The organism is Kribbella sp. CA-245084, assembly GCF_050942355.1.
Lineage (GTDB): Bacteria > Actinomycetota > Actinomycetes > Propionibacteriales > Kribbellaceae > Kribbella.
The window spans coordinates 5118178-5143693 of the sequence record NZ_CP192053.1 but is presented as its reverse complement, the minus strand read 5'-3'; the positions used below and the strand labels follow the sequence as shown (position 1 = coordinate 5143693).

Annotated in this window: 22 protein-coding genes; 17 read left to right on the top strand and 5 right to left on the bottom strand. The window is 68.0% G+C overall.

The genetic code is table 11. From position 1 onward, the window contains the following. Positions 1 to 46 precede the first annotated feature (46 nt). The 3 genes from ACQPYH_RS24655 to ACQPYH_RS24645 all read left to right on the top strand — a co-directional run bounded on the left by ACQPYH_RS24655 (position 47) and on the right by ACQPYH_RS24645 (position 4243). Complete coding sequence (locus ACQPYH_RS24655) at positions 47 to 2551, top strand: X2-like carbohydrate binding domain-containing protein (RefSeq protein WP_432875699.1); 2505 nt, start codon at positions 47 to 49, stop codon at positions 2549 to 2551. Positions 2552 to 2708: 157 nt separating this feature from the next. After that, positions 2709 to 3653: a GTP-binding protein LepA gene (locus ACQPYH_RS24650; RefSeq protein WP_432875696.1), complete on the top strand. Its 945-nt coding sequence runs from the start codon at positions 2709 to 2711 to the stop codon at positions 3651 to 3653. After that, entirely contained in the window at positions 3650 to 4243 is a 594-nt protein-coding gene (locus ACQPYH_RS24645; protein WP_432875693.1) for a TetR/AcrR family transcriptional regulator, read from the top strand. The genes ACQPYH_RS24650 and ACQPYH_RS24645 overlap by 4 nt, the downstream gene beginning before the upstream one ends. Positions 4244 to 4260: 17 nt before the next feature. Here ACQPYH_RS24645 and ACQPYH_RS24640 read toward each other — a convergent pair whose 3' ends face one another. Further along, positions 4261 to 5037 carry an NPP1 family protein gene (locus tag ACQPYH_RS24640; RefSeq protein WP_432875690.1) on the bottom strand — a complete coding sequence of 259 codons (777 nt, stop codon included), beginning with the start codon at positions 5035 to 5037 and terminating at the stop codon, positions 4261 to 4263. A 225-nt stretch (positions 5038 to 5262) separates the two neighbouring features. On the opposite strand from ACQPYH_RS24640, the gene ACQPYH_RS24635 reads away from it, so the two are divergent. Genes ACQPYH_RS24635 through ACQPYH_RS24620 form a run of 4 tightly spaced genes read left to right on the top strand, consistent with a single transcriptional unit; the run spans position 5263 to position 10300 of the window. After that, positions 5263 to 5526, top strand: coding sequence for a hypothetical protein (locus tag ACQPYH_RS24635; RefSeq protein ID WP_432875687.1), 264 nt, complete (start codon positions 5263 to 5265; stop codon positions 5524 to 5526). A 44-nt stretch (positions 5527 to 5570) separates the two neighbouring features. Next, on the top strand, positions 5571 to 8228 hold the full coding sequence (locus tag ACQPYH_RS24630) for a BTAD domain-containing putative transcriptional regulator (protein ID WP_432875685.1): 2658 nt from the start codon (positions 5571 to 5573) through the stop codon (positions 8226 to 8228). 36 nt (positions 8229 to 8264) lie between these two features. Beyond that, positions 8265 to 9035 carry an SDR family NAD(P)-dependent oxidoreductase gene (locus ACQPYH_RS24625; RefSeq protein ID WP_432875682.1) on the top strand — a complete coding sequence of 257 codons (771 nt, stop codon included), beginning with the start codon at positions 8265 to 8267 and terminating at the stop codon, positions 9033 to 9035. Continuing rightward, on the top strand, positions 9032 to 10300 hold the full coding sequence (locus ACQPYH_RS24620; RefSeq protein ID WP_432875679.1) for a wax ester/triacylglycerol synthase domain-containing protein: 1269 nt from the start codon (positions 9032 to 9034) through the stop codon (positions 10298 to 10300). The genes ACQPYH_RS24625 and ACQPYH_RS24620 overlap by 4 nt, the downstream gene beginning before the upstream one ends. On the opposite strand, the gene ACQPYH_RS24615 is transcribed toward ACQPYH_RS24620, so the two are convergent. Then, a complete protein-coding gene (locus ACQPYH_RS24615; protein ID WP_432875676.1) occupies positions 10256 to 11446 on the bottom strand; it encodes a PucR family transcriptional regulator in 1191 nt (396 codons plus the stop codon). The genes ACQPYH_RS24620 and ACQPYH_RS24615 overlap by 45 nt on opposite strands. Positions 11447 to 11565: 119 nt before the next feature. Here ACQPYH_RS24615 and hpnC point away from each other — a divergent pair, with 119 nt between their 5' ends. From hpnC to hpnH, 7 genes are read left to right on the top strand one after another with little or no spacing between them, the layout of a single operon-like run. Beyond that, positions 11566 to 12411, top strand: a complete 846-nt coding sequence (gene hpnC / locus ACQPYH_RS24610) for a squalene synthase HpnC (protein WP_432875673.1) — start codon at positions 11566 to 11568, stop codon at positions 12409 to 12411. Next, the gene (locus ACQPYH_RS24605) at positions 12408 to 13277 is read left to right on the top strand and encodes a squalene/phytoene synthase family protein (protein ID WP_432875670.1); all 870 of its coding nucleotides are present in this window, start codon (positions 12408 to 12410) and stop codon (positions 13275 to 13277) included. Before hpnC ends, ACQPYH_RS24605 begins: the two co-directional genes overlap by 4 nt. Then, complete coding sequence (gene hpnE / locus ACQPYH_RS24600; RefSeq protein ID WP_432875667.1) at positions 13274 to 14641, top strand: hydroxysqualene dehydroxylase HpnE; 1368 nt, start codon at positions 13274 to 13276, stop codon at positions 14639 to 14641. Before ACQPYH_RS24605 ends, hpnE begins: the two co-directional genes overlap by 4 nt. Before the next feature lie 14 nt (positions 14642 to 14655). Next, positions 14656 to 15678 (top strand): polyprenyl synthetase family protein, encoded by a 1023-nt coding sequence (locus tag ACQPYH_RS24595; RefSeq protein ID WP_432875664.1) that lies wholly within the window; start codon positions 14656 to 14658, stop codon positions 15676 to 15678. After that, positions 15675 to 17579, top strand: a complete 1905-nt coding sequence (shc, locus tag ACQPYH_RS24590; protein ID WP_432875662.1) for a squalene--hopene cyclase — start codon at positions 15675 to 15677, stop codon at positions 17577 to 17579. The genes ACQPYH_RS24595 and shc overlap by 4 nt, the downstream gene beginning before the upstream one ends. Further along, positions 17576 to 19060, top strand: a complete 1485-nt coding sequence (gene ispH, locus ACQPYH_RS24585; RefSeq protein ID WP_432875659.1) for a 4-hydroxy-3-methylbut-2-enyl diphosphate reductase — start codon at positions 17576 to 17578, stop codon at positions 19058 to 19060. Before shc ends, ispH begins: the two co-directional genes overlap by 4 nt. 2 nt (positions 19061 to 19062) lie before the next feature. After that, positions 19063 to 20058 carry an adenosyl-hopene transferase HpnH gene (gene hpnH, locus ACQPYH_RS24580; RefSeq protein WP_432894470.1) on the top strand — a complete coding sequence of 332 codons (996 nt, stop codon included), beginning with the start codon at positions 19063 to 19065 and terminating at the stop codon, positions 20056 to 20058. A 79-nt stretch (positions 20059 to 20137) separates the two neighbouring features. Here the strand turns inward: hpnH and ACQPYH_RS24575 are convergent, their stop codons facing one another. Then, positions 20138 to 21346, bottom strand: a complete 1209-nt coding sequence (locus ACQPYH_RS24575; RefSeq protein WP_432875656.1) for an MFS transporter — start codon at positions 21344 to 21346, stop codon at positions 20138 to 20140. 94 nt (positions 21347 to 21440) lie between these two features. Then, positions 21441 to 22769 (bottom strand): ADP-ribosylglycohydrolase family protein, encoded by a 1329-nt coding sequence (locus tag ACQPYH_RS24570; protein ID WP_432875653.1) that lies wholly within the window; start codon positions 22767 to 22769, stop codon positions 21441 to 21443. A 40-nt stretch (positions 22770 to 22809) separates the two neighbouring features. Between ACQPYH_RS24570 and ACQPYH_RS24565 the strand changes: the two genes are divergently transcribed. Continuing rightward, entirely contained in the window at positions 22810 to 23376 is a 567-nt protein-coding gene (locus ACQPYH_RS24565; protein ID WP_432875650.1) for a putative glycolipid-binding domain-containing protein, read from the top strand. 69 nt (positions 23377 to 23445) lie between these two features. Here ACQPYH_RS24565 and ACQPYH_RS24560 read toward each other — a convergent pair whose 3' ends face one another. Next, positions 23446 to 24372 carry a hypothetical protein gene (locus ACQPYH_RS24560; RefSeq protein ID WP_432875647.1) on the bottom strand — a complete coding sequence of 309 codons (927 nt, stop codon included), beginning with the start codon at positions 24370 to 24372 and terminating at the stop codon, positions 23446 to 23448. A gap of 152 nt (positions 24373 to 24524) precedes the next feature. On the opposite strand from ACQPYH_RS24560, the gene ACQPYH_RS24555 reads away from it, so the two are divergent. Both ACQPYH_RS24555 and ACQPYH_RS24550 read left to right on the top strand, forming a co-directional pair. After that, on the top strand, positions 24525 to 24947 hold the full coding sequence (locus ACQPYH_RS24555; protein WP_432875645.1) for a MarR family winged helix-turn-helix transcriptional regulator: 423 nt from the start codon (positions 24525 to 24527) through the stop codon (positions 24945 to 24947). Positions 24948 to 25049: 102 nt separating this feature from the next. Then, entirely contained in the window at positions 25050 to 25460 is a 411-nt protein-coding gene (locus ACQPYH_RS24550) for a DUF6069 family protein (protein ID WP_432875642.1), read from the top strand. Positions 25461 to 25516 lie beyond the last annotated feature (56 nt).

Genomic DNA, 25516 nt, shown 5'->3' with positions numbered 1-25516 from the left:
GAACCAATATCCTATCCGATTCGGTTCTCTCAGAGAGGTCACCGCCATGACCAGATCCGTTCGGAGCAGGAGGGTTCGGACCGTGCTTACCGGTCTGTTCGCCGCCGTACTGCTGCCGGCAGGTTTGACGGCTACAACGTCCGCAGCAGCACCCGAGACCAGCACGCCTCCGATCGCGCCCAAGACGGCTGCCCCGCAGCAGGCCGCCGTACAGGCTCCAGTGGTGGTGAACACCAACGTCCAGTCCGGCGGCCCGGCCGGCGATATCGCGCTGCACCCGTACATGGGGTGGAGCAGCTACAGCATGCAGGTGTACGACGGCGCCGGGAACTGGATCTCCGCCGACCAGTTGATCAAGCAGTCCGACGCGATGCACAAGAAGCTCCAGCCCTACGGGTACAAGAACATCAACATCGACGCCGGCTGGAACGACGGCATCGACGCGTACGGCCGGCCGGTGCCGAGCAAGAAGCTCTACCCGAACGGGCTGCAGGCGGTGATCGACCACATCCATGCCAACGGCCAGAAGGTCGGCCTGTACGCGATCCCCGGCATCGGCAAGGAGGTCATCGACGCCAACCTGCCGGTGTACGGCGCTCCCGAGTGCAAGACCGGTGACCTGCCGGTCCAGCCGTTGCAGAAGGCGGACTACTGGGGCATCGGCTACAAGATCGACTTCTCCAAGCCCTGCGCGCAGAAGTACATCGACTCGATCGCGGACCTGTTCGGTTCCTGGGGTCTGGACTTCCTGAAGTTCGACAGCGTCACGCCCGGCTCGGGGATCAGCGACCTGTCGCTCGACGCCCGCGGCGACGTGAAGGCGTGGTCCGCGGCGCTGGCCCGGCACAAGATCTGGCTCGAGCTGTCCTGGGCGGTCGACATCAACTACGCCGACACCTGGAAGCAGTACGCGAACGGCTGGCGGATCGAGTGGGACGTCGAGTGCTACTGCCCGGGCGTCGCGCTGACGCAGTGGCAGAACATCAACCGGCTGTTCCCGAAGCTGGCGGACTGGTGGCGCTACGCAGGACCGGGCGGCTGGAACGACCTCGACTCGCTCGACGTCGGCAACGGCCAGATGGACGGTCTCACCAAGGACGAACGCCGTACGGCGGCCACCCTGTGGGCAGTCTCGGCCGCGCCGATGTACGTCGGCAACGACATGACCCGGCTGGACGACTACGGCGTGAGCCTGCTGACGAACCCCGAAGTGATCGCGGTCAACCAGGCGGGCCGTCCGGCGCAGCCGCTGTCGATGAAGACCAACAAGCAGGTCTGGTACTCGCTCAACCCCGATAGCAGCTACACCGTTGCCCTGTTCAACCTCGGGCAGACCGACTCCGACATGACGGTCAACTGGTCCGACCTCGGCCTGACCGGCCCCGCGAAGGTCCGCGACCTGTGGGCGCACAAGGACCTCGGTCAGTTCGCGAGCGGCTTCACGGGCAAGGACATCCCGATCCACGGCGTCCAGCTGCTCAAGGTCACGCCGCAGAAGGCGTCCTCGATCCGCGTCAACGACGACGACCTGCGGGTCGCGTACGACGGCGCCTGGCAGCGCAACAACAACTACGAAGTACCAGCAGTGTCCGAGCCGCTGGCCGTGACGGTCACCGACTCGTCGCAGGCGAAGACCGCGGATGCGGGTTCGCGGACGCTCGAGGTCAACAACGACGACTCGCAGATCACCTACACGGGCAACTGGCACCAGAGCACGGGACGAGGGCTCGGTGACTACAAGGACGACGTGGCCTGGTCCGAGACCGACGGCGACTCGTTCTCGTACAGCTTCGTCGGCACCGGCGTCGACTACGTGACGGAGACGGATCCCGGACAGGGTGACGTCGACATCTACATCGACGGTCAGTTCAAGCAGACGGTGAGCACGTACCTGGATCCGTCGCAGGGACACAACAAACCGCAGCAGGTCGTCTACAGCGTCTCGGATCTGCCGAACGGCTCGCACACGATCCGCGCGGTGAAGAAGTCCGGTCAGTTCATGCTGCTCGACAAGCTGAACATCCGGCAGGAGAGCCTGCTGAACCCGGACTCGGCGACGTTCGACAAGAGCGCCCCGGCCGACGTCAGTGTCGAGCTCGGCCGCGATCCCGGTGAGCTGGCAGGCATCTCGAACGCCGGCCAGGACCTGGTCAAGGGAACCGACTACACGGTGGCCGGCAAGGTCGTGACGATCAAGGCGGCGTACCTCGCGACCTTGGCGGCCGGCAATGTGCCGCTGGACTTCCGGTTCCGGGGTGACTACCGCGACGACATCCACGCCACCACGGCGAACGGCGCGGCGGTCAACTTCGCCTTCACGGGCACGGCTGTCGCGTGGAGCACGGAGCTCGCTCCGGACCAGGGGAACGCCGACGTCTTCATCGACGGCAAGCTCGTACGCCGGGTGAACCTGCACGGCGACGCACGCGTGACCAACCAGCAGGTGTTCAGCGCGACCGGCCTGAAGAACGCGGCGCACACGCTGCGGATCGTCAAGGTCGACGGCGACGTACTGCGTAACGACACAGTCAGCTACACGATCGCCAAGTAGCACGCAGGACAGGCGGGCAGTGGTCCGGACGGACCGCCGCCCGCCTTCTTGTTGTCGGCATCACAAGGTCTGACTGACTGATCAGTCAGTTACTTTGTTAGGCTTGCCTGTGGGGGATCGATCTGGCATCCCTGTCGATCGAGCGAGGTGCCGCCTTATGTCGTTGAGCGATATCCGAAATGTCACCGTCCCGCGCCGGCGCAGCCGTCGGCGGCGGGAAGACTCCAAGCTGGCCGACCATGTCGACCGCCTCGGCGAGGAACATCCGCCGATTCCGCTCGAGAGCGTCGACTACACGATGAAGCGTCCGCGGCTGCTGGCCGAGCGCTTCGGGTCGGTGCTTGCGTACATGACCCGGGTCGAGCTCGAGGTCGAGCGGAACGTGCTGGAGCTGAACATCCTGCTGCCGGATCCGCCCGAGGTCGACCGGCGGTTCTACGCGGACGTGTGGATGCCGCAGGAGACGCGGCACGGCTTGATCCTGGACCAGATGCAGGAGCTGGCCGGGATCGAGCCGCACGAGGCGAACCTGACCGACGTCGACTTCAAGCTGAAGCTGCTCGGTGCGCTCGGCAAGGTGCCCGGAGTACAGGACATCAGCCGGATGCTCTACTACCTGACCGGCCTGGCGACCGAGCGGTCCGCGGTGCTTGCCTACAACAAGCTTCATACCGGACTCGTCGAGCTCGGCGAGCGAGCGATCGCTGCCACGGTGATCGCGCCGATCAAGCGGCAGGAGCCGGGGCATTTCGCCTACTACCAGATGGCCGCGACGGAGCTGTGGGGGCAACTCTCCGGCTGGCAGCGGTGGCTGACTCGCGGGCTGCGGAAGCGTACGTTCGATGTTGTGGGTGCCTACAACAAACTCCAGCGGACCCAGTTCGGTGACGTGATGCAGGCGCTGGACATCAGCAGGGGCGGCGAGGACGACCTGCGCGAGTACGCGCAGAAGGTCGGGCGCGCCGAGTACGAGCTGATGTTCGCGCACCGGCGCGGGCTGCGCGTTCCGGACTACGTCTTCAAGGCGCTGCGGCGATCCGCTGAGCTGGCTGCCGAGCGGAAGGGTGAGGCCTGGCCAGCCGCTGACCAAGCCGGATCATGACTGCCCCCGCGCACGCGCGTCACACCAAGCGGCAGGTCATCATCGAGACTGCCGAGCGGCTGTTCGCCGAGCACGGGTACGACGCGACGTCGACGGCGCGGATCGCGCACGAGGCCGGCGTACCCTCCGGCCTGGTGTTCTACCACTTCGCGACCAAGCTCGACCTGTTGCTCGCGATCGTGCAGGAGCGCCCGACGCCGAGCGAGGTACTGCGATCCGCGGCTCGCGGCCGGACCGTACGAGGGCGGTTGCAGGCGATCGTGGCGACGATGGCGGAGGAGCTGGAGCACGATCGCGCCGCCCGGATCATCGTGTTCCGGGAAGCGCAGGGGCGGCCGGAGATCGCGGAGCGGGCGGCCGAGTTGTTCGCCGAGGCGACCGAGACGGTGGCCGACGTACTGGGTGGGGCCGATGACGTCGTCGCCGAGCCGGACCGGGTGCAGACGGCCGCCGAACTGGTGGTCAGCCGGGTCTTCCTCGACACGGTCGCGCTCGGTCAGGCCGAGACCGCGGCCGAGCGGCACGAGGCGATGATCGATCTGGTCGCGGATTCGCTGACCACACCGGGGGGGCGCGCCCAGCAGGACTGAGCGCGCCCCCTGTCAGGTCAGGCCCAGGGATCGAACGGGATCCCGGCGGGCTTGGACGCGTTCAGCAGGTTGCGGAACCGGTCGTCCTTGTCGGTGATCTTGATCGTGGCCGAGCCGAAGTCGGCGTTCATCAGGATGTCGCGCAGCGACGTGCTCGGGTAGCCGTTCCAGCCGACCAGCGGCGGGTACCGCCAGTCGTGGTAGTGGTTCTCCGGCGGCTCGTCGTTGCTGTTGGCGAGGCGGAAGAAGTGCGTGCTCGCGCCGTCCTTGTGGTAGACGACCTTCGGGTGCGATCCGTCGAAGCGGACCTGCGAGCGGGCGTAGGTGACCTGGCTCGAGTGCTGCGTCGTGGTCACGTACTCGACCTGGTTCGACGCCTGGTTGATCCAGGAGATCACGTGCTCCCAGTCGTGCCGGTGGCCGCCGAGGCTGCTGCCGGGCAACGCCTGGTCCTTCTCGAAGTAGCTGGCGTACACAACCGCGCACCAGCCGTTGTTGCACTTCTCGCGGGAGTAGGTCTGTGAGTTGTCGAGGTCGGACTGATCGCGGCAGTTGCCGTTCACGGCTCCGGTCGGATTGAGACCGGGGTTCAGCGTGCCGTCGGCTCCGATGGCGGGGGTGGCGTAGCAGCCGTCGGTGTCGTAGTCGTACGCCGGCGAGAACGACTGCTCGTACCCGTCGGCGTTCTGGGGGAGGCTCGGCGGCGGGGCGGCGAACGCCACTGCGGCCGAGGTGACGATCAGGGCGGCGGTTCCGAGGACCACGCCGAGCGTGCGGCGGGCGGACACTTTCATCGAATGCTCCTTCAGAACTTAGTTCAGGGCGGAAAGGAACGGCACGAGGATGCCAGTCCCGGTGCACCAGCGCCTATACGTCACGTGCCTACAGATTGACGGTCCGTGAACACCCGGAATTGGGGCATGCCAGGTCTCGTATTGGTGGTGCAGAGTGGGCTCTGACACCTGTCGGCTGGGGATGCTGAGGAGCGACGGCAGGTGGGTTCCTGGGGAGGAACAAGCGTGCCTTTTGAGGAGAAGGCGGCGCCGCCGCCTGCACTGCCAGACGGATCGATGCCGACGTACGGCGGTCACGGGCTGCCAGGGAGTACTAACGGCGAGCCACCGCTGTCGCCGTTCGGCTGGGGTCCGAGCCTGAACTACTTCGACACCAAGAGCATCCGCAGCCGAGCACCGGTCGGCAGCGTGCTGCCGTTCATTGCTCTGCTCGTGCTGTACGGCGGGATCGTCTCCGCGCTGCTCACAGCGCTTGCCGTTCGCGCCTGATCGTTCGGCGCGCGCGTGAGCCCGCGCCGGACGAGAATGGGTTAGTGCGGTTTCGAGTGCTGGGGGCGGTCGAGGCGTCGGTCGACGACGCCCGCACGGTGATCCCGGGGGAGCGCGTCCGGACTCTACTGGCCGCGCTCCTGCTGCGACCGGACCAGGTCGTAGCTGACGAGCAGCTGCTGTACGACGTGTGGGGCGAGGACCTGCCGTCGAACCCGCGGGCCGCGATGCAGGCGGCTGTCTCGCGGCTCCGGCGCGCGCTCAGTGGGGCCGAGCTGCGGAACGAGCTTGGCGGGTATCGGCTCGAGCTGGCGGGGCATGAGCTGGATTTGGTGCTGTTCCGGGATCTTGTCGCCGAGGCTGCAGGTCCGGAGCGCCGGGTGGAGCTGCTGACGGAAGCATTGCGGTGGCACGACGGCGACGTACTGCGTGGCGCTTCGACGGGCACGTTGGCGGCGCGGTTCGGGCCTGGGCTTCGTGACGAGTGGCTGGATGCGCGGGAGCAGCGGGCCGAAGCGCGGTTGGTGATCGGTCAGGTCAACGAGGCGGTCGCGGAGCTGACTGCGGTGACCACGGACAGTCCGTTGCGCGAGCACGCGTGGTTGCTGCTGTTGAAGGGTCTGCACCGGTCCGGCCGTACGGCGGAAGCGTTGGCGGCGTACGACCGGGTGGGTCACGTGCTCGCGGAGGAGTTGGGCACGGACCCTTCGCCGGAGCTGCGTGAGCTGCATCAGCTACTGCTTGCGGGAGACAGCTCGTGGACCGCCCGGACTCGTTTGCCGTTACCGGTAACGGGTTTCATCGGTCGCGACGACGAGCTGGCCAAAGCCCTCGACCTCCTCGCGAACGACAACGGTCTGCCGGTTCTGGTCTTGTCGGGCCTCGCCGGCGTCGGCAAGTCAGCTCTGGCAGTCCGGATCGGCCATGCGGCAAGGGACTTGTTCCCGGACGGTCAGTGGCTAGTGCGGCTGCGTGATCGCCCGGTCGACGACGTACTCGCCGAGTTGCTCGGGTTCTGTGCGGTCGGCTCGGACGCGATCCCGAGCGATCCGCGGGCCCGGGTGGAGCTGTTCCGCGAGGCGTTGACGGGTCGGAGGGTGTTGCTGGTCCTCGATGATGCGCTCTCGGTGGACGACGTACACGCCCTGTTGCCGAACGCTGCGGGGAGTGCGGTGATCGTCACGAGCCGGCGCTCGCTGCGCGAGCTCGCAGTGACGGTCGGGGCGAGCGGCACAGTGTTGGAGCCGTTGTCGGCGGGGGAATCGAGGGCCTTTCTCCGGCAGGCCGTCGGCGGTGCTGCGGATCTCGATGGCGAGGCGATGGATGAGCTGGCGGGGTTGTGCGCGGGCCTGCCGCTGGCATTGCGGATCGCTGCCGCGGGTGCGCGTACATTGCCGGCCGGACGACTTGCGGCGTACGCCGGGCGGCTGCGGGCGGACCGTCTCGACCGGCTGTCCTACGCGGTCGGCGATCAGGGTGTCCGGGAGTCGTTCACGTTGTCGTACGACGCGCTGCCGAGCGAACCGCGACGGCTGCTCGGCCTGCTCGGAATGCATCCCGGCGACGACTTCGGGGTCGGCGTGGCCGCTGCGCTGCTCGGGACCGATTCAGCTATGGCGGCGGCCGGGCTCGATCAGTTGGCCGAGGCGAGCCTGCTGATCCGCACGGATGTCGACCGCTACCGGTTCCACGATCTGGTTCGCGACTACGCGGCGAGTCTCGAGGTCGACGACTGCCGGCCGGCGGAGCTGCGGATGCTCGACTGGTACTTGTACTCCGGTCTGGCCGCGATGGAGCGCCTGTACGCCGGCGACGCCGCGCAGTACGTCGACCCGATCGGACCGGGAGTGGAACCGGCTCGAGTAGCGGGCGAACGGGAAGCGTACGACTGGTTCGACACCGAGTGGGACAGCCTGGTCGCCGCGGTTCGGTGGGCCGGGACGCATGGGCATCCCGACCGGAGTTGGCAGCTCGCCGGTATTACCTGGCCGTACGTCGGCCATCGGCGTCGTTGGCAGGACCATCGAAACCTGTTCTCCGCCGCTGCCGAGCTGGCGCATGAGCAGGGGCGGGCGGACGGCGAGGCATGGGTGCTGGGCCGCCTCGGCTCCGCGCAGGTGTATGCGAAGGATCTGCCTGGCGCGCGGGAGTCGTTCGCGCAGATGCGACGACTCGCCCGGACTGCCGGCGACCGCCACGGCGAGGCATCGGCGGTCCGAGGCGCCGCGCTGGTCTCGCACATAAAGAATGCGAACGCCGAGGCGCTCGAGCTCTACCTGATTGCGTTGGAGCTGGACGACGCCCCGATCGGCCGGGCGCACACGTTGAACAACCTCGGCGACTGTCAGTTCCGCCTGGGTGCACTTGACGAGGCGCGGGAAACCGTGGCGGAGGCGGTCCGGATCTATCGCGACGAGGGCAGTCAGCAGGGTGCAGCGCTGGCCGGAGGGACTCTCGCCGAAATTTGCCTGGCGCAGGGCGATCTCGACGACGCCGAGCGGCAGATCCTTGCCAGTCTCGCGGTGTTCCGGGGACTCCGTTCGGTCTTGCTCGAGGCCGAGGCAACCTCGATCCTGGCTCTGATCCACGAGGCTGCGCAGCAGCAGGAGGTGGCCCGCCGGACCGCGCGGCACGCCGCGAACCTCCTCCGGGACGCCGGTTCCAACATGTACGTCGCCCGGATCGCGCATCTGGCCGAGTAGTTGCTGTTGGCATCATGCTGGGGAGTGGGAGGTGTGATGCAGCTGGACGGGAAGGTTGCGCTGGTCACTGGTGCGTCGGCGGGGATCGGCGCGGCCGTTGCTGAACGATTCGCGCCGGCGGGCGCTCGGGTGGTGGTGCACGGGCGCGATGCGGAGCGAACCGCTGAGGTCGCCGCGCGGGTTGACGGAGTACCGGTCCTTGGAGACCTGGCCCTGCCGGGTGTCGCTGCTGAGGTCGCGGATGCTGCGCTGGCTGTTCATGGGCGGATCGACATCCTGGTCGCGAACGCCGGGCTCGGGTGGTCCGGGCCGTTCGTGCAGATGCGGGCCGAGGAGATCGACCAGCTGGTTGCGCTGGATCTGCTGGCGCCGTTGCAGCTGGTCAGGTGCTTGCTTCCGTCAATGATCGAGCGAGGCAGCGGCCACGTCGCGCTGGTCGGCTCGGTCGCGGGGCGTACGGCGGTTGCCGGTGAAGCCGTGTACGCCGCCACCAAAGCTGCGCTGGACATCTTCGCCGAGAGCCTTCGGCTGGAGATTCGTGGTAGTGGTGTATCCGTGAGCCTGACCGTCCCGGGCGTCGTCGACACCGGCTTCTTCAGCGCTCGCGGCCGGCCGTACGACCGCAAGCGCCCGCGCCCTGTGCCCGCGGGCGACGTCGCGCGGGCGTTGGTTGATGGCATCACCAACGACCGCGCCGAGATCTGGATTCCCCGCTGGCTGCGGGTCGCCCCCGCCATACGCGCACTTGCGCCGGGACTGTACCGGCGGCTGTCGGCCCGGTTCGGCGAGCGGGTGATGCCACGGTGAAGGGGATCGTCGTACCGTCGGCCGACGCGTTCTTCCTGCATATCGAGCGCACCGGCGCACCGCAGCACGTCGGCGGCATCGTCGTCCTCGAACCGTCCGGCCAACGGCCGACGATCGACGAGGTCCGCAAGATCGTTGCCGACGGCTTCGCGCAGTTGCCGCGGATGCACCAACGCCTCGGACCGACGTCCCGTTGGCGTCGGCCGCGCTGGATCGAGGCCGACGCAGTCGACCTGGACTGGCACGTCGTCGAGCATCAGTCCACCGACGGGTACGCCGGTCTGCTGCGCTACGTCGGCGACCTTGCCGAGCAGCCGATGCCAAGAGACCGTCCGATGTGGCGGATCGCGATCGTCCGAGACATCGGCTCGGGCGGTGCCGACGGGCTGGTGGTGCTCGTCCACCATTCGATTGCCGACGGCATCGGAACGGTCCTGCAAGCCTTCAGTCTGTTCGAGCCGCCGACCAAGATCGAGCTGCCGTCCGGCGCGGCCCCCGGCCGGCTGACGCGAGCCGTTGCCACCGCGGTCGGCCTCGCCCAACTCGCAACGGACGGTACGGCGGCCAAGCTGCCGCCCAGCTCCCTGCGCCGCGAGTTCGACACCGCGGCGGTCGAGCTCGACGTCGTACGACGAGCCGCGTCCGCCCGCGGCGTACGCGTGACCGATTTGCTGATCGCCCTGCTCGCCGACAGCGTGTACGCCGTCGCACCCGGGCTCGCCGAAGCGGTGAACGGGCAGCTGCGCTTCTCGGTGACGACGATGGTTCGGACGCCGGACAGCGCGGCCGAGGGCAATGCGACCGCCGCGATCATGGTCGAGGTGCCGGTGGACGGACGTCCGTTCGACGCGCTGCTCACCGAGGTGTCGGCGCGGACGAAGCGGCTGCAGCGGCCGACGCGCGCGCTGGCTTCGCGGTTCGTGCTGGCGACCGGGCTGCGGATCGTGCCGGAGCCGTTCGCGCGCTGGTTCGCGCCGACTGTGTACGGACAACGATTCCTGCACGCGGTGGTCTCGAACATGCCCGGCACGACCGAACAGATGTCGTTCGCGGGTGTGCCCCACGATCGGGTGTATCCGATCCTGCCGCTGGTGCCCGGGACTCCGCTCGCCGTCGGTGCGCTGAGCTGGACAGGCATCCTGGGAGTCGGTCTCGCGACTGATCCACAGCTGATCGACGGTCCGGCGCTGGCCGCTCAGCTCAACCAGGCGTTGGCGCGGTTAAGGACCGGGCCACTCGAGGGCGAGGAAGAGGCGCGCGCGTGATTCGGGATCGTCCAGGCGATCGCCGTACAAGGCCCTGAGCCGGGCCATGCGATAGCGGACGGTCTGCGGGTGGATGCTCAGCTCGTGCGCGATCGCCTGCCGGTCGCCGAAGTGCTTCAGCCAGCTGGCCAGCGTCTCCGCGAGCCGCTCGCGGGCCGCCTGCGTCTCGCCGTCGAGCGGCGCGAGCATCTCCTCCCGCAACGCGGCCACCAGGGCCTCGTCCCGCCAGACGATCAGCGCGTCGAGATGCTCGTCCGCGAACACCGGGTCGTCGGTGAGTACGCCGGTATTGCGCAACCGGACCGCGATACGGGCGATCTCCAGACTGCGCGGAAGCTGAGCCAGGGCAACCGAATTGCCAACCACTGCGCCCATTCCGGCGAGCTCGCGGCTGAGCTGCAGACGGCGACCCGGACCGGACGGTTCCGGAATGATCGCGCCGACCACGACCGCGTTGCGACGAATCGGCAGCGCACCGGGCTCGAGCCGGGCCACGAGCGTCCCGGCCGACTCCTGATCGCCGTCGCTGTAGATGACGACCGCTGCGGTCTCAGGGATCCGCCAAGCGGCCTGCTGCGCGGCAGTCCGGATCGCTTCCGTGCCGGCCCGTCCGGAGAGCAGGAGGTTGGCGAGGTCTTCGCGGCGGCGTTCGCGTGCCATCGCGTCCTCGATCTGCTCCTGCAGGTAGCCGTTGGCTGCGGAGAAGGACAGTTGGTTGACGAACACAAATACCGAGTCGGCCAGCGCGGCGAGGTTGTCGGGCGCGAACTCCAATCGGAGTGCTGTCGCGGCGACATGCCGCCAGGCGACCCGGGCGCCGAGTTGAAACGCTGTCAGCAATCGGGTGAGATCGTTGCCCTCCTGCAGTTGGCGTCGGCCGATCTCCTCGAAGACCCGCCGTACCGTCTCGTCGGCGCGGTCGAGGGTGGTCTGTTGCGGATTGACCAGGTTGGCGATCGACATGTCCAGCAGGCGATGGACGAACAGCTCCGCGGGCTTCACGACCGCGTCCCGGTCGGTGTCGAGGAAGGCAGCGTAGTCCGGCCAGTGCTCGGCCAGCCTGTCCCGCACTTCGGCCACCAGGGCAGGTAGTCCGTCGAGCAAAGCGTCCTCGAGCCGCGCACGGTCGAAGGTTGCGATGGTCATTAAAAGACTCCTCGGGGGGAACCCATCGAGCCCAACTGTAATCCCGTGACAAATTCTGGCTCTCCGAATGTTCGTCACCGGGGCAGAGTTGGCATGAAACCGCTTCCCATCATGGAACTGTGCATCCAGACGGACTGCAGAACGTAGCTTCCGACCGTCAACTGGGCAGAAAGGAACACACTGAGAACTTTCCTGTCGCACTGAAGCTCCTGCCCGCCGCGCACCGGGAGTCGCTGCACGCTGTCTACGGCTTCGCGCGGACCGTCGACGAACTCGGCGACAGCTATGCCGGCGACCGTACGGCGGCGCTGCGTGCGTTCAAGATCGATCTCGACCGCATCTGGGCCGACGAAGAGCCCGACCATCCGGTACTGCGCCGACTGCGTCCGATCGTGGGGCAGCACGACCTGCCGGCGGATCCCTTCCACCGCTTGATCCAGGCCAATCTGCAGGACCAGACGGTCACGCGCTACCGGACGTTCGATGACCTCGTCGGCTACTGCCGCCTCTCCGCCGATCCCGTCGGCCGGATGGTGCTCGGCGTCTTCGACGTCAACGGTCCCGAGACCGAGCGCCTGTCGGATCTGGTGTGTACGGCGCTGCAGCTGGTCGAGCACTGGCAGGACGTCGCGGAGGATCGCCGCGCCGGCCGGATTTACCTGCCGCAGGCCGACCTCACGACGTACGGCGTGGCCGAGACCGATCTCGATCAACGTCAGGCGACACAGCAACTGCGCGAGTTGATGATTTTCGAGACTGCGAGGGCCGCGAAGATGCTCGACGAAGGTGCAGCGATCGTTGGCCGGTTGCACGGCTGGGCGCGGATCTCCGTGGCCGGGTTCGTGGCCGGCGGTCAGGCGACGGTGCGGGCGTTGCGTCGTACCGGAGGCGATGTGCTGGCTCAGCAGGCCCAGCCGTCCAAACTCGATACGGTCCGCTTGCTGGTCAGGGCGGTCGCTCGATGACGTCGACCGTAGCGGAGGCGTATGCCGCCTGCCTGGACATCACCCGGACCGAGGCACGCAACTTCTACTACGGCATCCGGCTGCTGCCACCGCCGAAACGCAACGCGCTGTCGGCGCTGTACGCGTTGGCGCGGCAGATCGACGACATCGGCGACGGTGACCTACCGCTCGAGGAGAAGCGCACGGCACTTGCCGGAGTACGCAAGGATCTCGGTCGGCTGGGGGATGTCGACGAGCCTGTGTACGTCGCGGTCGCCGACGCGGCGCGCCGGTACCCGGTGCCGCTCGGGGCCTTCGAGGAGCTGGTCGCGGGTGTCGAGACCGACCTGGCCGACGTACGCATCGGTGATTTCGACGAGCTGGTCGTGTACTGCCGGCGCGTCGCAGGATCCGTGGGTCGGCTGTGTCTGTCGATCTTCGGCCCGACCGGCTCGTCGGACCTCGAGACGCTCGCCCTGTACGCCGACCAGCTCGGTATCGCCTTACAGCAAACGAACATCCTGCGCGACATCCGCGAGGACCTGACCAACGACCGGATCTACCTGCCGGCCGACGAACTCGAACGCTTCGACGTGCGGATCGAACTCGACGAGCACGGCAACCTCGACGATCCACAAGGCCGGCTGGCCGGCTACATCCGGTACGCCGCGGGCCGCGCGCAGGACTGGTACTCGCTCGGCTGGCGTCTGCTGCCGTACCTCGACTGGCGCAGCGGTGCGTCCTGCCGGGCGATGTCAGGCATCTACCACCACCTGCTCCGCCGGATCGGAGCCAATCCGGTGTTGGTGTACGACCAGCGTTTGTCGTTGTCGGCGGGGGAGAAGGCACAGGTCGCGCTCACCTCGCTTGCGGGAGGGCGCTCATGAGGAGGGTCGCTGTCGTCGGAGGTGGTCTGGCCGGGATCACCGCGGCGCTGCAGTTGGCCGATGCTGGCTGTGAGGTGGTGCTGCTGGAGGGGCGGCCGAAGTTGGGCGGGCTGACCCATTCTTTCGAGCGGGACGGGCGGTGGATCGACAACGGGCAGCATGTGTTCCTTCGCTGCTGTACGTCGTACCTCGGGCTGCTCGATCGGCTTGGCGTGCGGGATCAGGTGCAGCTGCAGTCGCGGCTCGACGTACCGGTGCGGAGTGGGCGGCGTGGCGGCGTCGGGCGGATCCGGCGGAACGGGATGCCGGCGCCGTTGCATCTCGGGCCGGCGCTGGCGACGTACCGCTGGCTGAGTGTGCGTGAGCGGGTTGCCGCGGTGCGCGGCGCGTTGGCGATGGGGCGGGTGGATCGGACTGCTGCGTCGTCCGATGCGCAGTCGTTCGGTGGCTGGCTGGCGGAGCACGGGCAGGACGCGCGGGCGGTCGAGGCGCTGTGGGAGTTGATCGGGATTGCGACGCTGAACGCGCGTGCCGATGACGCGTCGCTTGCTGTCGCGGCGACAGTGTTCCAGGTTGGTCTGCTTGAACGGAGTGATGCTGCGGATATCGGGTGGTCGTTGGTGCCGTTGCAGCAGTTGCACGGTGAGGCTGCTGCGCGTGCTCTGACGGCTGCAGGGGTTGCTGTTCGGTTGCGGGCGCGGGTACGGGCTCTGGACGCGGTGGATGGTTCGTGGGCGATCGAGGGGGAGCGGTACGACGACGTCGTACTCGCGGTGCCGCCCTCGGATGCCGCGAGCCTGCTGCCGGAGGACGCGGTGGACTTGCCGGCCGGGTGGGCGGAGGCACTCGGCAGCTCTCCGATCGTCAACGCTCACGTGGTGTTCGACCGCGTCGTGCTCGACGAGCCGTTCGTTGCCGGCGTCGACAGTCCACTCCAGTGGGTCTTCGACCGGACCGTCCAGAGTGGAAGCAATCCGGCCGAGCAGTACATCGCCGTCTCGCTGTCGGCGGCCGATGAGCTGATCGACACCCCGGTTGCCGAACTACGCGACGTGCTGGTGCCTGCCCTCCGGCGGCTGCTCCCCGCGGCCGCCGACGCGCGTGTGAAGGAGTTCTTCGTGACCCGAGAGCGACATGCCACCTTCCGGCCGGTACCAGGCACCGGCCGTTTCCGCCCCGACGCGACCACCAACCGCCCCGGCCTGCACCTCGCCGGCGCCTGGACCGCCACCGGCTGGCCCGCCACCATGGAAGGCGCCGTCCGCAGCGGCGAGGCCGCCGCAACCTCCGTCCTGCGCCGGACCGCCGCGCCCGCGGCCTCCCCGGAGTCGGCGGAGCCGCCGGTTGGGGGTGTGGTCTTGTGACGGCTGTGGAGAGGATGCCTTCGGCAACTAATGTGTTGGATCTGCTCGCCCGGGGGCGGGAGCTGGTGGATCCGCACCTGCGGCGGGCGCTGGATCGGCTCGATGAGCACAGCCGGCTGGTGGCGTCGTACCACTTCGGCTGGTGTGACGAGGACGGACGACCGACCGGCGCGAACTCCGGGAAGGCGATCCGGCCGGGGCTGACTCTGCTCGTCGCGGAGGCTGTGTGCGGCTCGCCCGAGCCCGCGGTGCCCGGTGGTGTTGCGGTCGAGCTGATCCACAACTTCTCGCTCATTCACGACGACCTGATGGACCGCGACACGCAACGCCGCCACCGCCGTACTGTCTGGGCGATCTGGGGCGACGCGACCGCCGTACTGGTCGGCGACGCGCTCGCCTGTCTCGCCGACGAAGTGCTTGCCGAGTGCAACTCACCGTACGCCGTTCATGCCGGACACGCGCTGGCCGTTGCCACCCGCGAGCTGATCCGCGGACAGGTGCTCGACGTGGCGTTCGAACGGCGCGACTCGGTCAGCCTCCCGGAGTGCGTGGATATGGCGGCGGGCAAGACAAGTTCGTTGCTCGGTGCATCGGCCGAGCTCGGGGCGATCCTGGCGGGAGCCGATGCCGAGACCTGCGAGGCGTTCCGCACGTACGGCTGGGAGCTCGGCCTGGCCTTTCAGATTGTCGACGATCTACTAGGCATCTGGGGAGCGCCGGCGAAGACCGGCAAGCCTGTGTTCTCCGATCTGCGCGCACACAAGAAGACGCTGCCGGTCGTCTGGTCCCTCGAGTACGGCGGTGTGCACGGCCGCGAGTTGGCCGCGTGGTTCGCGGAGACCGATGCTCCGAGCGAGGACGACGTACGACGGGCTGCCGTACTCGTGGAGGATGCGGGCGGTCGTGAGTGGGCGTTGGCTGAGGCCGAGGAGCGGGTGCGGAAGGCCGGGAAGGCGCTCGACGCCGCGGGGATCGCGCCGGCCAACCGGGATCAGCTCGATCAGTTGGCCCAGTTCATCGCGGAGCGGCAGCTGTGACGGCGGAACAGGTGGCCGACGCCGACCTGCGCGTCGGGGAGTGCCTCGACGCGGCGGTCGAGTACCTGCGTTCGTTGCAACACGACGACGGCTGGTGGAAGGGCGACCTGGCAACCAACGTGACGATGGACGCCGAGGACTTGATGCTGCGGCACTTCCTCGGTGTGGCTACTGCGCAGACCGACGCGGAGACGGCTCGGTGGATCCGGTCGCAGCAGCGCGAGGACGGTACGTGGGCGACGTTCCCGGGCGGGCCGGGTGATCTGTCGACGACGGTCGAGTCGTGGGTCGCGTTGCGGATGGCCGGCGATGATCCGGCCGCCGCGCACATGGCTCAGGCCGCGTGGTTCATCCGCTCTGCGGGTGGGGTCGAGAAGGCTCGGGTGTTCACGCATATCTGGCTGGCGCTGTTCGGCTTGTGGAAGTGGGACGATTGTCCTGATCTGCCGCCGGAGCTGATCTTCCTGCCGAGTCGGGCGCCGTTGAATGTCTACAACTGGGCGTGCTGGGCGCGGCAGACGATCGTGCCGCTGACGATCGTGAGCGCGCATCGTCCAGTGCGTCCGGTCGCCTTCACCGTGGGGGAGTTGCGGGCTGGTACGGCGGTGGCGTCGCGCCTGGCACCGTGGACGCTCGAGGGGGCGTTTCAGCGGCTGGACGTCGTACTGAATGCGTACTCGAGGTGGGGGCCGCGCGGGCCGTCGAAGGGCTTGCGGCGGTTGGCGATGCGACGGGCTGTGGAGTGGATCGTGGCTCGGCAGGAGGCCGATGGCGGGTGGGGTGGGATCCAGCCGCCGTGGGTGTACTCGCTGATCGCGCTGGATCTGATGGGGTATGCGATCGATCATCCGGTGATGGCGGCGGGGTTGCGCGGGCTCGAGGGTTTCACTGTGCACGCGGAGACTGCTGACGGGCCGGTGCGGTGGTTGGAGGCTTGTCAGTCGCCGGTGTGGGATACCGGGCTGGCGGTCGGGGCGTTGCTCGACGCGGGGGTCGAGCCGGATGACAAAACGGTGCTCAAGGCAACCGATTGGTTGCTTGCGGAGCAGATCGATGCGCCGGGGGACTGGCAGGTAAGGCGTCCTGGGCTGGTGTCGGGTGGGTGGGCGTTCGAGTTTGCGAACGATGGCTACCCGGATACGGATGACACCGCGGAGATCGTGCTGGCGTTGCGGAGGGTTGAGCATCCTGAGCCGGGTCGGTTGCGGAAGGCGCTGGATGATGCGGTCGACTGGACGGCCGGGATGCAGTCTGCTGATGGCGGTTGGGGTGCGTTCGACGCGGACAACACCGACACGACGCCGTTGAAGCTGCCGTTCTGCGACTTCGGCGCGGTGATCGATCCGCCGTCGGCTGATGTGACGGCGCATGTGGTCGAGATGCTGGCGGCTGAAGGGCGGAGCGAATCTGCTGAGTGTCAGCGTGGGGTGCGGTGGTTGCTGGACTCGCAGGAGAAGGACGGGTCGTGGTTCGGGCGCTGGGGGACGAACCACGTTTATGGCACGGGTGCCGTCGTACCTGCGCTGATTGCTGTCGGCATGTCGGCGCGCGATCCCGTCATCCAGCGGGCGGTGCGGTGGGTCGAGGAGCACCAGAACGCGGACGGCGGGTGGGGCGAGGACCTTCGCTCGTACGTCGATCCGGCGTGGATCGGTCGCGGTGACTCCACCCCGTCACAGACCGCGTGGGCGCTCCTCACGCTCCTCGCCGCCGACGAACGAGGTGACGCCGTACGCCGGGGGATCGCCTACCTGGTCGACACCCAGCGCGCGGACGGCGGCTGGGACGAGCACCGCTACACCGGCACAGGCTTCCCCGGCGACTTCTACATCGGCTACCACCTGTACCGCATCGTCTTCCCGATCTGGGCCCTAGGCCGCTACCTCGGGAGAAACCGATGACCCCCGTCGTCTACACCCCCTTATATGCCGAGTACTTCGCCCTCCGCGACAAACTCACCACCCCCCTCATCCGCACCGGCCGCTCCCGCGCAAGACCAACCCAGGGCCCCACCCTCATCGCCGGCGTCGCCGGCGCCCTCACCAACGACATCGCGCCCGGCGACATAATCGTCGCAACCGAAATCCGCCACCTGAGCCGCCCGCCTCAAGGCGAGGCCGGTCGCGTGGTGGCGTGTTTTGGGGCTGCGCTTGCGGCGGGGGAGTTGCGGCGGTTGGGGATGACTGTTCATCTCGGGCCGATTGTGACTACCGACCACGTTGTCGACTCCGCGGAGGGGCGGGCGATGTTGGCGGCCACCGGGGCGATTGCTGTCGACACCGAGTCCGCGCTGTTGGCGGGGGATGACGGGCGGACCGTGGTTGTGCGGGTGGTGGTTGATACGCCGGCGCTGCCGTTGCGGCGGGTTGGGATGCCGGCTCGTGGGGTGAAGGCGCTCGCGCGGCTTCGGCGTACCGCACCGGCAATTGATGCTTGGGCGAAGGCTGTGGGCGGGCGGGAACTGGTGCTGGCGGCGCCTCGGTCGTTCTGTGCTGGAGTTGAGCGGGCGATCGAGACGGTGGAGCGGGCGTTGGAGCGGTTCGGGGCTCCGGTCTACGTACGTCGTCAGATTGTTCACAATCGGCATGTCGTCAATGACCTCGAGCGCCGCGGTGCGGTCTTCGTCGACGAACTGGATGCCGTCCCCGAAGGCAGCCTCGTCGTACTCGCGGCCCACGGTGTCGCCCCGGCCGTACGACGGCAGGCGGACGAGCGTCACCTCAGGGTCATCGACGCCACCTGCCCCCTCGTCGCGAAGGTGCACCACGAGGTACGCCGGTACGCCGCCCGCGACACCACCGTCGTACTCATCGGCCACCCGGACCACGAGGAAGTCATCGGCACGATCGGCGAGGCGCCGGAGCACGTGATCATCGTCTCCAACCCAGCCGACGCCGAGACCGTTCACATCCCCGACCCGGCAAAGGTCGGCTACGCGATGCAAACCACGCTCGCCGTCGAGGAAGCGGCCGAGACAGCCGCAGTACTGCGACGACGCTTCCCAGCATTGACCGGACCGAGAACCGACGACATCTGCTACGCGACCAGCAACCGCCAGGCCGGCGTACGCGAGATCGCCGAGCAGTCCGACCTGGTGATCGTGCTCGGTTCGCAGAACTCGTCCAACTCGAAACGACTCGCCGAGGTCGCCGAGGCGGCGGGCACCCGCGCAGTACTCGTCGACGACGCGGGCGAACTCGAGCTGGATCTCCTGGCCGGTGCTCAACGGATCGGCATCACCGCGGGCGCGTCGGCCCCGCCGGAGCTTGTCGACAATCTGATCCGCTGTTTGTCCGGGCTGGGCCCGGTGTCCGTCACCGAGGACGGGACGCCGACCGAGGACGTCCGCTTCGCGCTACCGAAAGAGGTGAGTCAGCCGTGAGCATGCCGCTACGGCAGTCCATCCGCCTGGGCGGATACCTGATGAAGCAGAAGCTCCGGCGCCGGGAGAAGTTCCCGATCCTGCTCGAGCTGGAGCCGCTGTACGCGTGCAACCTGAAATGCGCAGGCTGCGGCAAGATCCAGCAGACCCACGACTGGCTGAAGAAGCGGATGTCGGTCGACCAGGCGGTCGCCGCGGTCGAGGAGTGCGGCGCGCCGATGGTGTCGATCGCCGGCGGCGAACCCCTGATGCACAAGGAGATCGACGAGATCGTCCGGCAGTTGCTTGCCCGAGGCAAGATCGTGTTCCTGTGCACGAACGCCGTCCTGATGCCGAAGCACCTGCACAAGTTCACGCCGCACAAGAACTTCGCCTGGATGGTGCACATCGACGGCCTGCGCGAGCGGCACGACCAATCGGTCTGCAAGGACGGCGTGTTCGACCAGGCCGTCGACGCGATCAGGCAGGCGCAGGCGGCCGGCTTCCGGGTGATGACCAACACCACGTTCTTCGACACCGACAGCCCGCAGGACGTCATCGACGTACTCGATTATCTGAACGACGATCTGAAAATCGACAATATGCAGATCTCGCCGGGGTTCGCGTACGAGAAGGCGCCGGACCAGGAGCACTGGCTCGGCCCGGAGGAGACCCGGCAGCTGTTCCGTAAGGCGTTCGGCGACGGCCGGCGGAAGAAGTGGCGGCTGAACCACTCGCCGCTGTTCCTCGACTTCCTCGAGGGCAAGGTCGACTTCAGCTGTACGGCGTGGGCGATCCCGCTGTACTCGCTGAAGGGCTGGCAACGCCCGTGCTACCTGATGGACGACGGGTACGTCGGCACGTACCAGGAGCTCATCGACGACACCGACTGGGACAGCTACGGCCGCGGCAAGGACCCGCGCTGCGCGAACTGCATGGCCCACTGCGGCTACGAACCGACTGCCGTCGTCGCGACGCTCGGATCCCTCCGCGAGTCGATCCGCGCGGCCGTCAGCTGACCCCCCGCTGGTGGGTACACCCACGTGACGGTGGGTTGGCCAACCCGAATCCGGTTGGCCAACCCACAGTCGCGTGGGCTTACCTACCAGCGCGTTCTCGGACGCTGAGCACGACGAAGGCGGCGATCGCGAAGGCGGTGAGCGTGGCGGGGATGAAGAAGACGTGGGGGAGACCGATCGCCGCCACGCCGATCCCGCCGATCGTGCCGCCGATCGCCGAGCCGAGCGGGATCGCGCCGAGGAAGACGCCGGATGCGGTGCCGGCGCCTTCCGGGTACAGGTGCTGGGCGATGGAGACGCCGAGCGCGCCGACGCACGCCCAGAGGCCGGCGTTCAGGATCTGGCCGACGAACAGCCCGGCGACCGACGTACTGAGGGCGTAGGCGAGGTTGCCGCACAGGCCGAGTACGGCGCCGGCCGTCATGGCTCGCATCGGGCCGAATCGATCGGCGAGGCGGGCGACGACGGGAAGCATCATCAGCTCGAGCAGCGGCTGGATGCCGATCACGAGACCGCGCACGGAGTCGGAGACGTGGAGCTGCTCGGCCATGTAGATCGGGAGGTAGCCGAACTTGATGGTGTCGCCGGTCATCGCGAGGACGCACACCGCGGTGAACACCAGCAACGGCATCATGCCGTCGATCCGCCGGCGCTCGGGCTGGTCATGGGGTGCGTCGATCGACGGTGCGTCGTACCGCTCGACGCGCTGACGTCCGAGCGGGATGATCGCGGCGAACACGCAGACCGCGGTCGCGACCAGCAAGGCCCGCAGCCCGAAGACGCCGCCGAACCAGCTGCCGAACACCGGCCCGAGGATCCAGCCCGTCGTGAACGCCATCCGGATCGTCGCGATGACCCGGTTCTCGGCCCGGGTCGGATGGCGGCTCAGCTCGTCACGGCAGGCGGCGAACAACTGTGCCATCGACCCGCCCGCGACACTCAGGGCCAACGTGCTGATGACGAACGGCATCCACACCGAGTTCGCCGACGCCATCAGCAGCCAGCCGGCCGCTCCGACCACCGAGCAGACCCGGAACCACAGGAGCCGGTCGTGGCTCCGGTCCGACCAGCGGCCGACGACGAATCCGGCGATGGGCGAGGCCACGTTCGTCACGTAGTACAGCCCGGCGAGCGGCAGCGGCGTACCTAGGTCGCGGACCAGGAAGAGCGTGAGTTGCGGAGTCGCTGCCGACAGCCCGACCCCGGCGATCAGCAGCGAAAGGAATGCCGAACGGTAGAACCGCGACCGGAGCACAGTGCCCAGCGCCGACTCCGACCGGTCCAGCATCCACCCCTCCAACGGAAAGCGCCTGCCTCGAACGATAGGCGTTATGCCGGGATCTTGCTTAACCGTGTCAGTCCTCGAACAACAGACCGTCCAGCTACACCCGACCGGCCAGCCGCACCGTCCGGTCGGCGAGGTCGGAGATCACCGAGTTGTCGAAGCCGAAGAGCGCGGAGCGGGTCCGGTTCTCGAGCGGCGCGATGAGATGCTCCGGCAGGTTCTGGGTGCCGTTCAAGATGCCGAGGACCGACCCGACGGTCGCGCCGTTCGAGTCCGTGTCCCAGCCGCTCATCACCACCCGCCCGACACCGGTCAGGTAGTCGCCCTCCGACCAGAGCAACGCCGCCGCGACGATCGCCGCATTGTTGATCGTGTGAATCCACGAGTAGTGCCCGTACCGCTCCTGGATCACCCGAAGCGCGTCCTCCCACGAGCCCTCGAGCTCCAGTACGTCCCGGATCGCCTCGGCCAGCCGCGACTGCGGTGGTACGACGGCCAGCGCCCGCTCGACCACCTCGCGGGGCGACGACGCAGTGAACGCTGCCGCCACCAGCGCCGCGGCCCACATCTCGCCGTAGATCCCGTTCCCGACATGCGACAACGCAGCGTCCTGGTAGGAGAGTCGCGCAGCCGCCCACGGGTCACCAGCGTGCACATACCCGAAAACGTCCCCGCGGATCTGCGCGCCGATCCACTCCCGGTACGGATTCCGCCGCCGCGCGACCTCAGGCACGGTGAACCCATCGACGAGGTTCACGTACGCCGCCCGCTCCGCCGTGAACACCTGGCCGACCGGGAACAGCCGGAGCCACGCCGCGCCGACGTCCTCGGGCCGCAGCCGGCTGCCGTGCGTCTCGAGCAGATGCAGCGCCAGGATCGGGTAGTCGATGTCGTCGTCGCGCGCCGAACCCTTCACGTTCCCACGCGTCGTCTCCGGCCAGCACGACGTCAGCTCGAACCCGTCCGGCATCGGATCGAGCACCGGCACGTAGTCCCGCAGGGGGTAGGCGTCCGCGAGCGTCAGGTAGTCGCGAATGCGGTCAGACGTCCAGTAATCACCCGACTCGACCGGCTTCCCCACGTTGCACCCGGCGATCCGTCCCAGCCACGCCGCGTGGATCTTGTCGGCGAGGTCTGCCACGTCGGCCACCTGAGCCGCCTCCGGGAGCGCATCGAGCGTCTCCTGGATGTCCTCGAGCTCGTCCGGTTCGACGTACTTCCAGCCCGGCAGCCTGGCCGCCAACGACATCCGGTCGACGAGGTCGAGCACCGCGACCCGGTCCGCCGGGTCTGTCCGGTTGGCTTCGCGCACCAGCTCGTCGACGTCGTACCCCGTCTCCCGCCGCTGTCGCACCTCGGCGTACAGCAGATCCGCCGGCCGCATCGCGTCGTACTGTCCACTCGAGTACCCGGGCCCCAGCTCCACAGCGCCTCCTCGTGTCGGCCGATGTGGCTAGGGTCTCAGCATGCAGCTGAAATCGATGCCCCGGGCCGCCTCGTGGTTGCACGTCGAGGTGCGGGTCGGGTTCGAAGTGCTCTTCGTGGACGGTCATCGGCTGCGCGGCCGTACGTCGGCCCGCGAGGGTGAGTCGACGTGGTACGTCGGGTACGAGATCGACGTCGACGCCGACTGGCAGACGAGGACCGTGCAGGCGATCAACTCGACCGCGTCGGGTGATCGCGAGACCGTGCTCGAACGGAGTACGAACGGCTGGACCGTCGACGGGGTGGCTCGCCCGGACCTCGACGGATGCCTGGACGTGGACTTCGAGTCGTCAGCGGTCACGAACACCCTGCCGATCCACCGACTGCCGTTCGCCATCGGCGAGCCGTACGACGTAGCGGCCGCCTTCGTGCAGGCCGACGATCTGAGTGTGATCCGGCTAGAACAGCGCTACACCCTGCTGCGCTCCGACGAGCACCAGCACGTCTTCCACTACGAGTCCGCAACGTTCGACTTCACGTGCGACCTGACATACGACACCTCAGGCCTCGTCCTCGACTACCCAGGCATCGCCGTCCGCGACCGCTAACTCCGGCAGACGAACGCCGTCCTCCCGAGCGTGGGGCTCTGGAGGACGGCGTGTTGGGTCGGCTGGTGATCAGCCGCCGTTGAGGGTGTCGAAGTTGGGGGCGATGCGGAAGTACTGCGGGTCGGAGAAGGTCAGCGGGACCTTGCCCAGGCTCTTGATCACGGTGCTCGTACCGTTGGCGTGACCAACGGCGTACAGGTAGCCGGACTTCGTGTCGCGGTCGATCGCCAGCAGCAGCGTGCCGCTCGTGCCGCACTTGGTGGCGATCAGCTGCTCGAAGCCCTGCCAGGTCGAGGTGCGAACCGCCTTGCCGACCGTCGTGGCGTTGTACTTCGTCGGCCAGGTGACCGTCAGCAGCCCGCCGGCGCGGGTGTTGGCGATGAACGTCTCGGTCGTGTCGGTGCGGCCGATCAGAGTCATCGACTTCACCGTGCTGAGGCCGCCGACCCCGCCGGTCGAGCGCCAGCCGGAGCCCTCGGCGACCCAGCGGTCCAGCTGTCCGTTGGTGCGCTGGGCATACAGCGTGGTCCGGGTGGGGGAGCCCACCTTCTGGTGGATGGACTGGTCGATCCAGCGGTAGTTGGACCAGCCGCCGCCGATGCGCAGGTTGTTGTGCGGGTAGTGCGGGTCGATCTGGCTCTCCGTGTCGACGGTGAACGTGCTCGAGTACAGCGCGCCGCCCATCACGGTCAGCCCGGTCCTCGTCTCGCCGCCGGCGCCGAGCAGCGTGCCCTTGACGGTGCTGATGTGCTGCACCTGGTTGGCGCCGAACACGCCGGCCGTCCCCCGGACACCGCCGACGGTGATCGGCGCGGTGGCATTGATCATCCGGCTGGTGAAGGCTCCGTTGGCCGTCACCGATCCGAGCCGGAGCGCGCACGCCGCGGTCGTGGCGGACTCTGCGGTCGGCTTCGCCTGCGCTGACGATGCTGCGGCCGCGCCGAGCCCCAGTGCGAGCACCGCGGCCGAGGCCAGACTTGCGGTCTTGCGAAACATGTGGATTTCCTCCCCTGGTGCGGAGGCATCCTCGCCTCCGTCGTACCGCATTGGATTCCGGGCACCGCCGAAAAGTTCACAGCCGAGTTGCAGGGAAATCTCAGGCCGGGCCGGACTAGGGTTGGGGCCGACGGGGATGGGAAGGGGAGCGCATGGCGGCGAAGACCTTGGCGGCGGGACCGGCGTTGATCCGGGCGGCCACCGCTGTGACCGAGCACTACGAGCGGATCAGCTCGGGCCTCGGCCTGACCATGCAGCAGGCGCGGTTGCTGTTCATCCTGCACCGCCAACCGACCAACATGCTCGGCCTCGGGTCGGCGCTGCGGCTGACCAAGTCGACGATGACCGGCGTCGTCGCCCGGATGGAGTCGGCCGGTCTGGTCGAGCGCGTCCCGGACGCGGCCGACCGGCGGAACTTCGTGGTCACTCCGACCGATCACGGCATCGAGGTCGCCGAGCAGTTCGAGCGGCAGCTCCGGACCGAGGTACGGCGGATGCTGCAGGTGCTCGACGCTTCCGAGCGGGACACGCTCGGCGTACTGCTGACCGCTGTGATCGCCGGCCAGGACACCTAACAGTACGAGTTTCGGACTATTTTGGTCGGAGCTCTGGTGCTGGGACAGTGGTGTGGGCTAGCTTCATTAGTACGAGCTTCGTACTGTTAATGGAGGTGCCCGATGACGTCGATCGAGATGCGGCAACCGGTGACCCTCGGCCGCCGACGGCTGACGCTGTTGCTGGCGGCTACGGTCGTCGCGGCCGTGCTGAACTACCTCCTCGCGCGAGGCGCGGTCGCCCTCGGCGCGGACGAGTCGTTCCGTCCGTTGACCCCGGCTGTCTTCATCCCGTTCACACTGATCGGGATCGCGGCCGGGTTCGCCGGGTGGCGGGCCGTCGTACGGCGGGTGGCGCGGCCGCGCGCCGTACTCCGCGTGCTGGTCCCGGTGGTTCTTGTGCTGTCAATGATTCCGGACTTGTTGCTGTTGGCAACCGGATTCATCCCGCACACCTCCGGGATCGCGGTTGCCGGTCTGATGCTGATGCATGTTGTCGTCACGGCCGTCGCGGTCCCGGCCTACGAGCTGTAAAGAGGTTGAAGGCTGTGTGGTTGAGAGCGATATCGAAGTGACCCTGTGACATACAC

Excerpts from the sequence above, each read along its gene's own strand:
- ispH (WP_432875659.1), top strand. The coding sequence starts at position 17,576 with ATGACCCCCGTCGTCTACACCCCCTTATATGCCGAGTACTTCGCCCTC.
- ACQPYH_RS24640 (WP_432875690.1), bottom strand. The coding sequence starts at position 5,037 with ATGAAAGTGTCCGCCCGCCGCACGCTCGGCGTGGTCCTCGGAACCGCC.
- ACQPYH_RS24645 (WP_432875693.1), top strand. The coding sequence starts at position 3,650 with ATGACTGCCCCCGCGCACGCGCGTCACACCAAGCGGCAGGTCATCATC.
- ACQPYH_RS24575 (WP_432875656.1), bottom strand. The coding sequence starts at position 21,346 with ATGCTGGACCGGTCGGAGTCGGCGCTGGGCACTGTGCTCCGGTCGCGG.
- ACQPYH_RS24605 (WP_432875670.1), top strand. The coding sequence starts at position 12,408 with ATGACGTCGACCGTAGCGGAGGCGTATGCCGCCTGCCTGGACATCACC.
- ACQPYH_RS24615 (WP_432875676.1), bottom strand. The coding sequence starts at position 11,446 with ATGACCATCGCAACCTTCGACCGTGCGCGGCTCGAGGACGCTTTGCTC.
- ACQPYH_RS24550 (WP_432875642.1), top strand. The coding sequence starts at position 25,050 with ATGACGTCGATCGAGATGCGGCAACCGGTGACCCTCGGCCGCCGACGG.
- ACQPYH_RS24595 (WP_432875664.1), top strand. The coding sequence starts at position 14,656 with ATGCCTTCGGCAACTAATGTGTTGGATCTGCTCGCCCGGGGGCGGGAG.
- ACQPYH_RS24655 (WP_432875699.1), top strand. The coding sequence starts at position 47 with ATGACCAGATCCGTTCGGAGCAGGAGGGTTCGGACCGTGCTTACCGGT.
- ACQPYH_RS24625 (WP_432875682.1), top strand. The coding sequence starts at position 8,265 with ATGCAGCTGGACGGGAAGGTTGCGCTGGTCACTGGTGCGTCGGCGGGG.
- hpnH (WP_432894470.1), top strand. The coding sequence starts at position 19,063 with ATGCCGCTACGGCAGTCCATCCGCCTGGGCGGATACCTGATGAAGCAG.
- ACQPYH_RS24650 (WP_432875696.1), top strand. The coding sequence starts at position 2,709 with ATGTCGTTGAGCGATATCCGAAATGTCACCGTCCCGCGCCGGCGCAGC.
- hpnE (WP_432875667.1), top strand. The coding sequence starts at position 13,274 with ATGAGGAGGGTCGCTGTCGTCGGAGGTGGTCTGGCCGGGATCACCGCG.
- ACQPYH_RS24555 (WP_432875645.1), top strand. The coding sequence starts at position 24,525 with ATGGCGGCGAAGACCTTGGCGGCGGGACCGGCGTTGATCCGGGCGGCC.
- ACQPYH_RS24560 (WP_432875647.1), bottom strand. The coding sequence starts at position 24,372 with ATGTTTCGCAAGACCGCAAGTCTGGCCTCGGCCGCGGTGCTCGCACTG.
- ACQPYH_RS24565 (WP_432875650.1), top strand. The coding sequence starts at position 22,810 with ATGCAGCTGAAATCGATGCCCCGGGCCGCCTCGTGGTTGCACGTCGAG.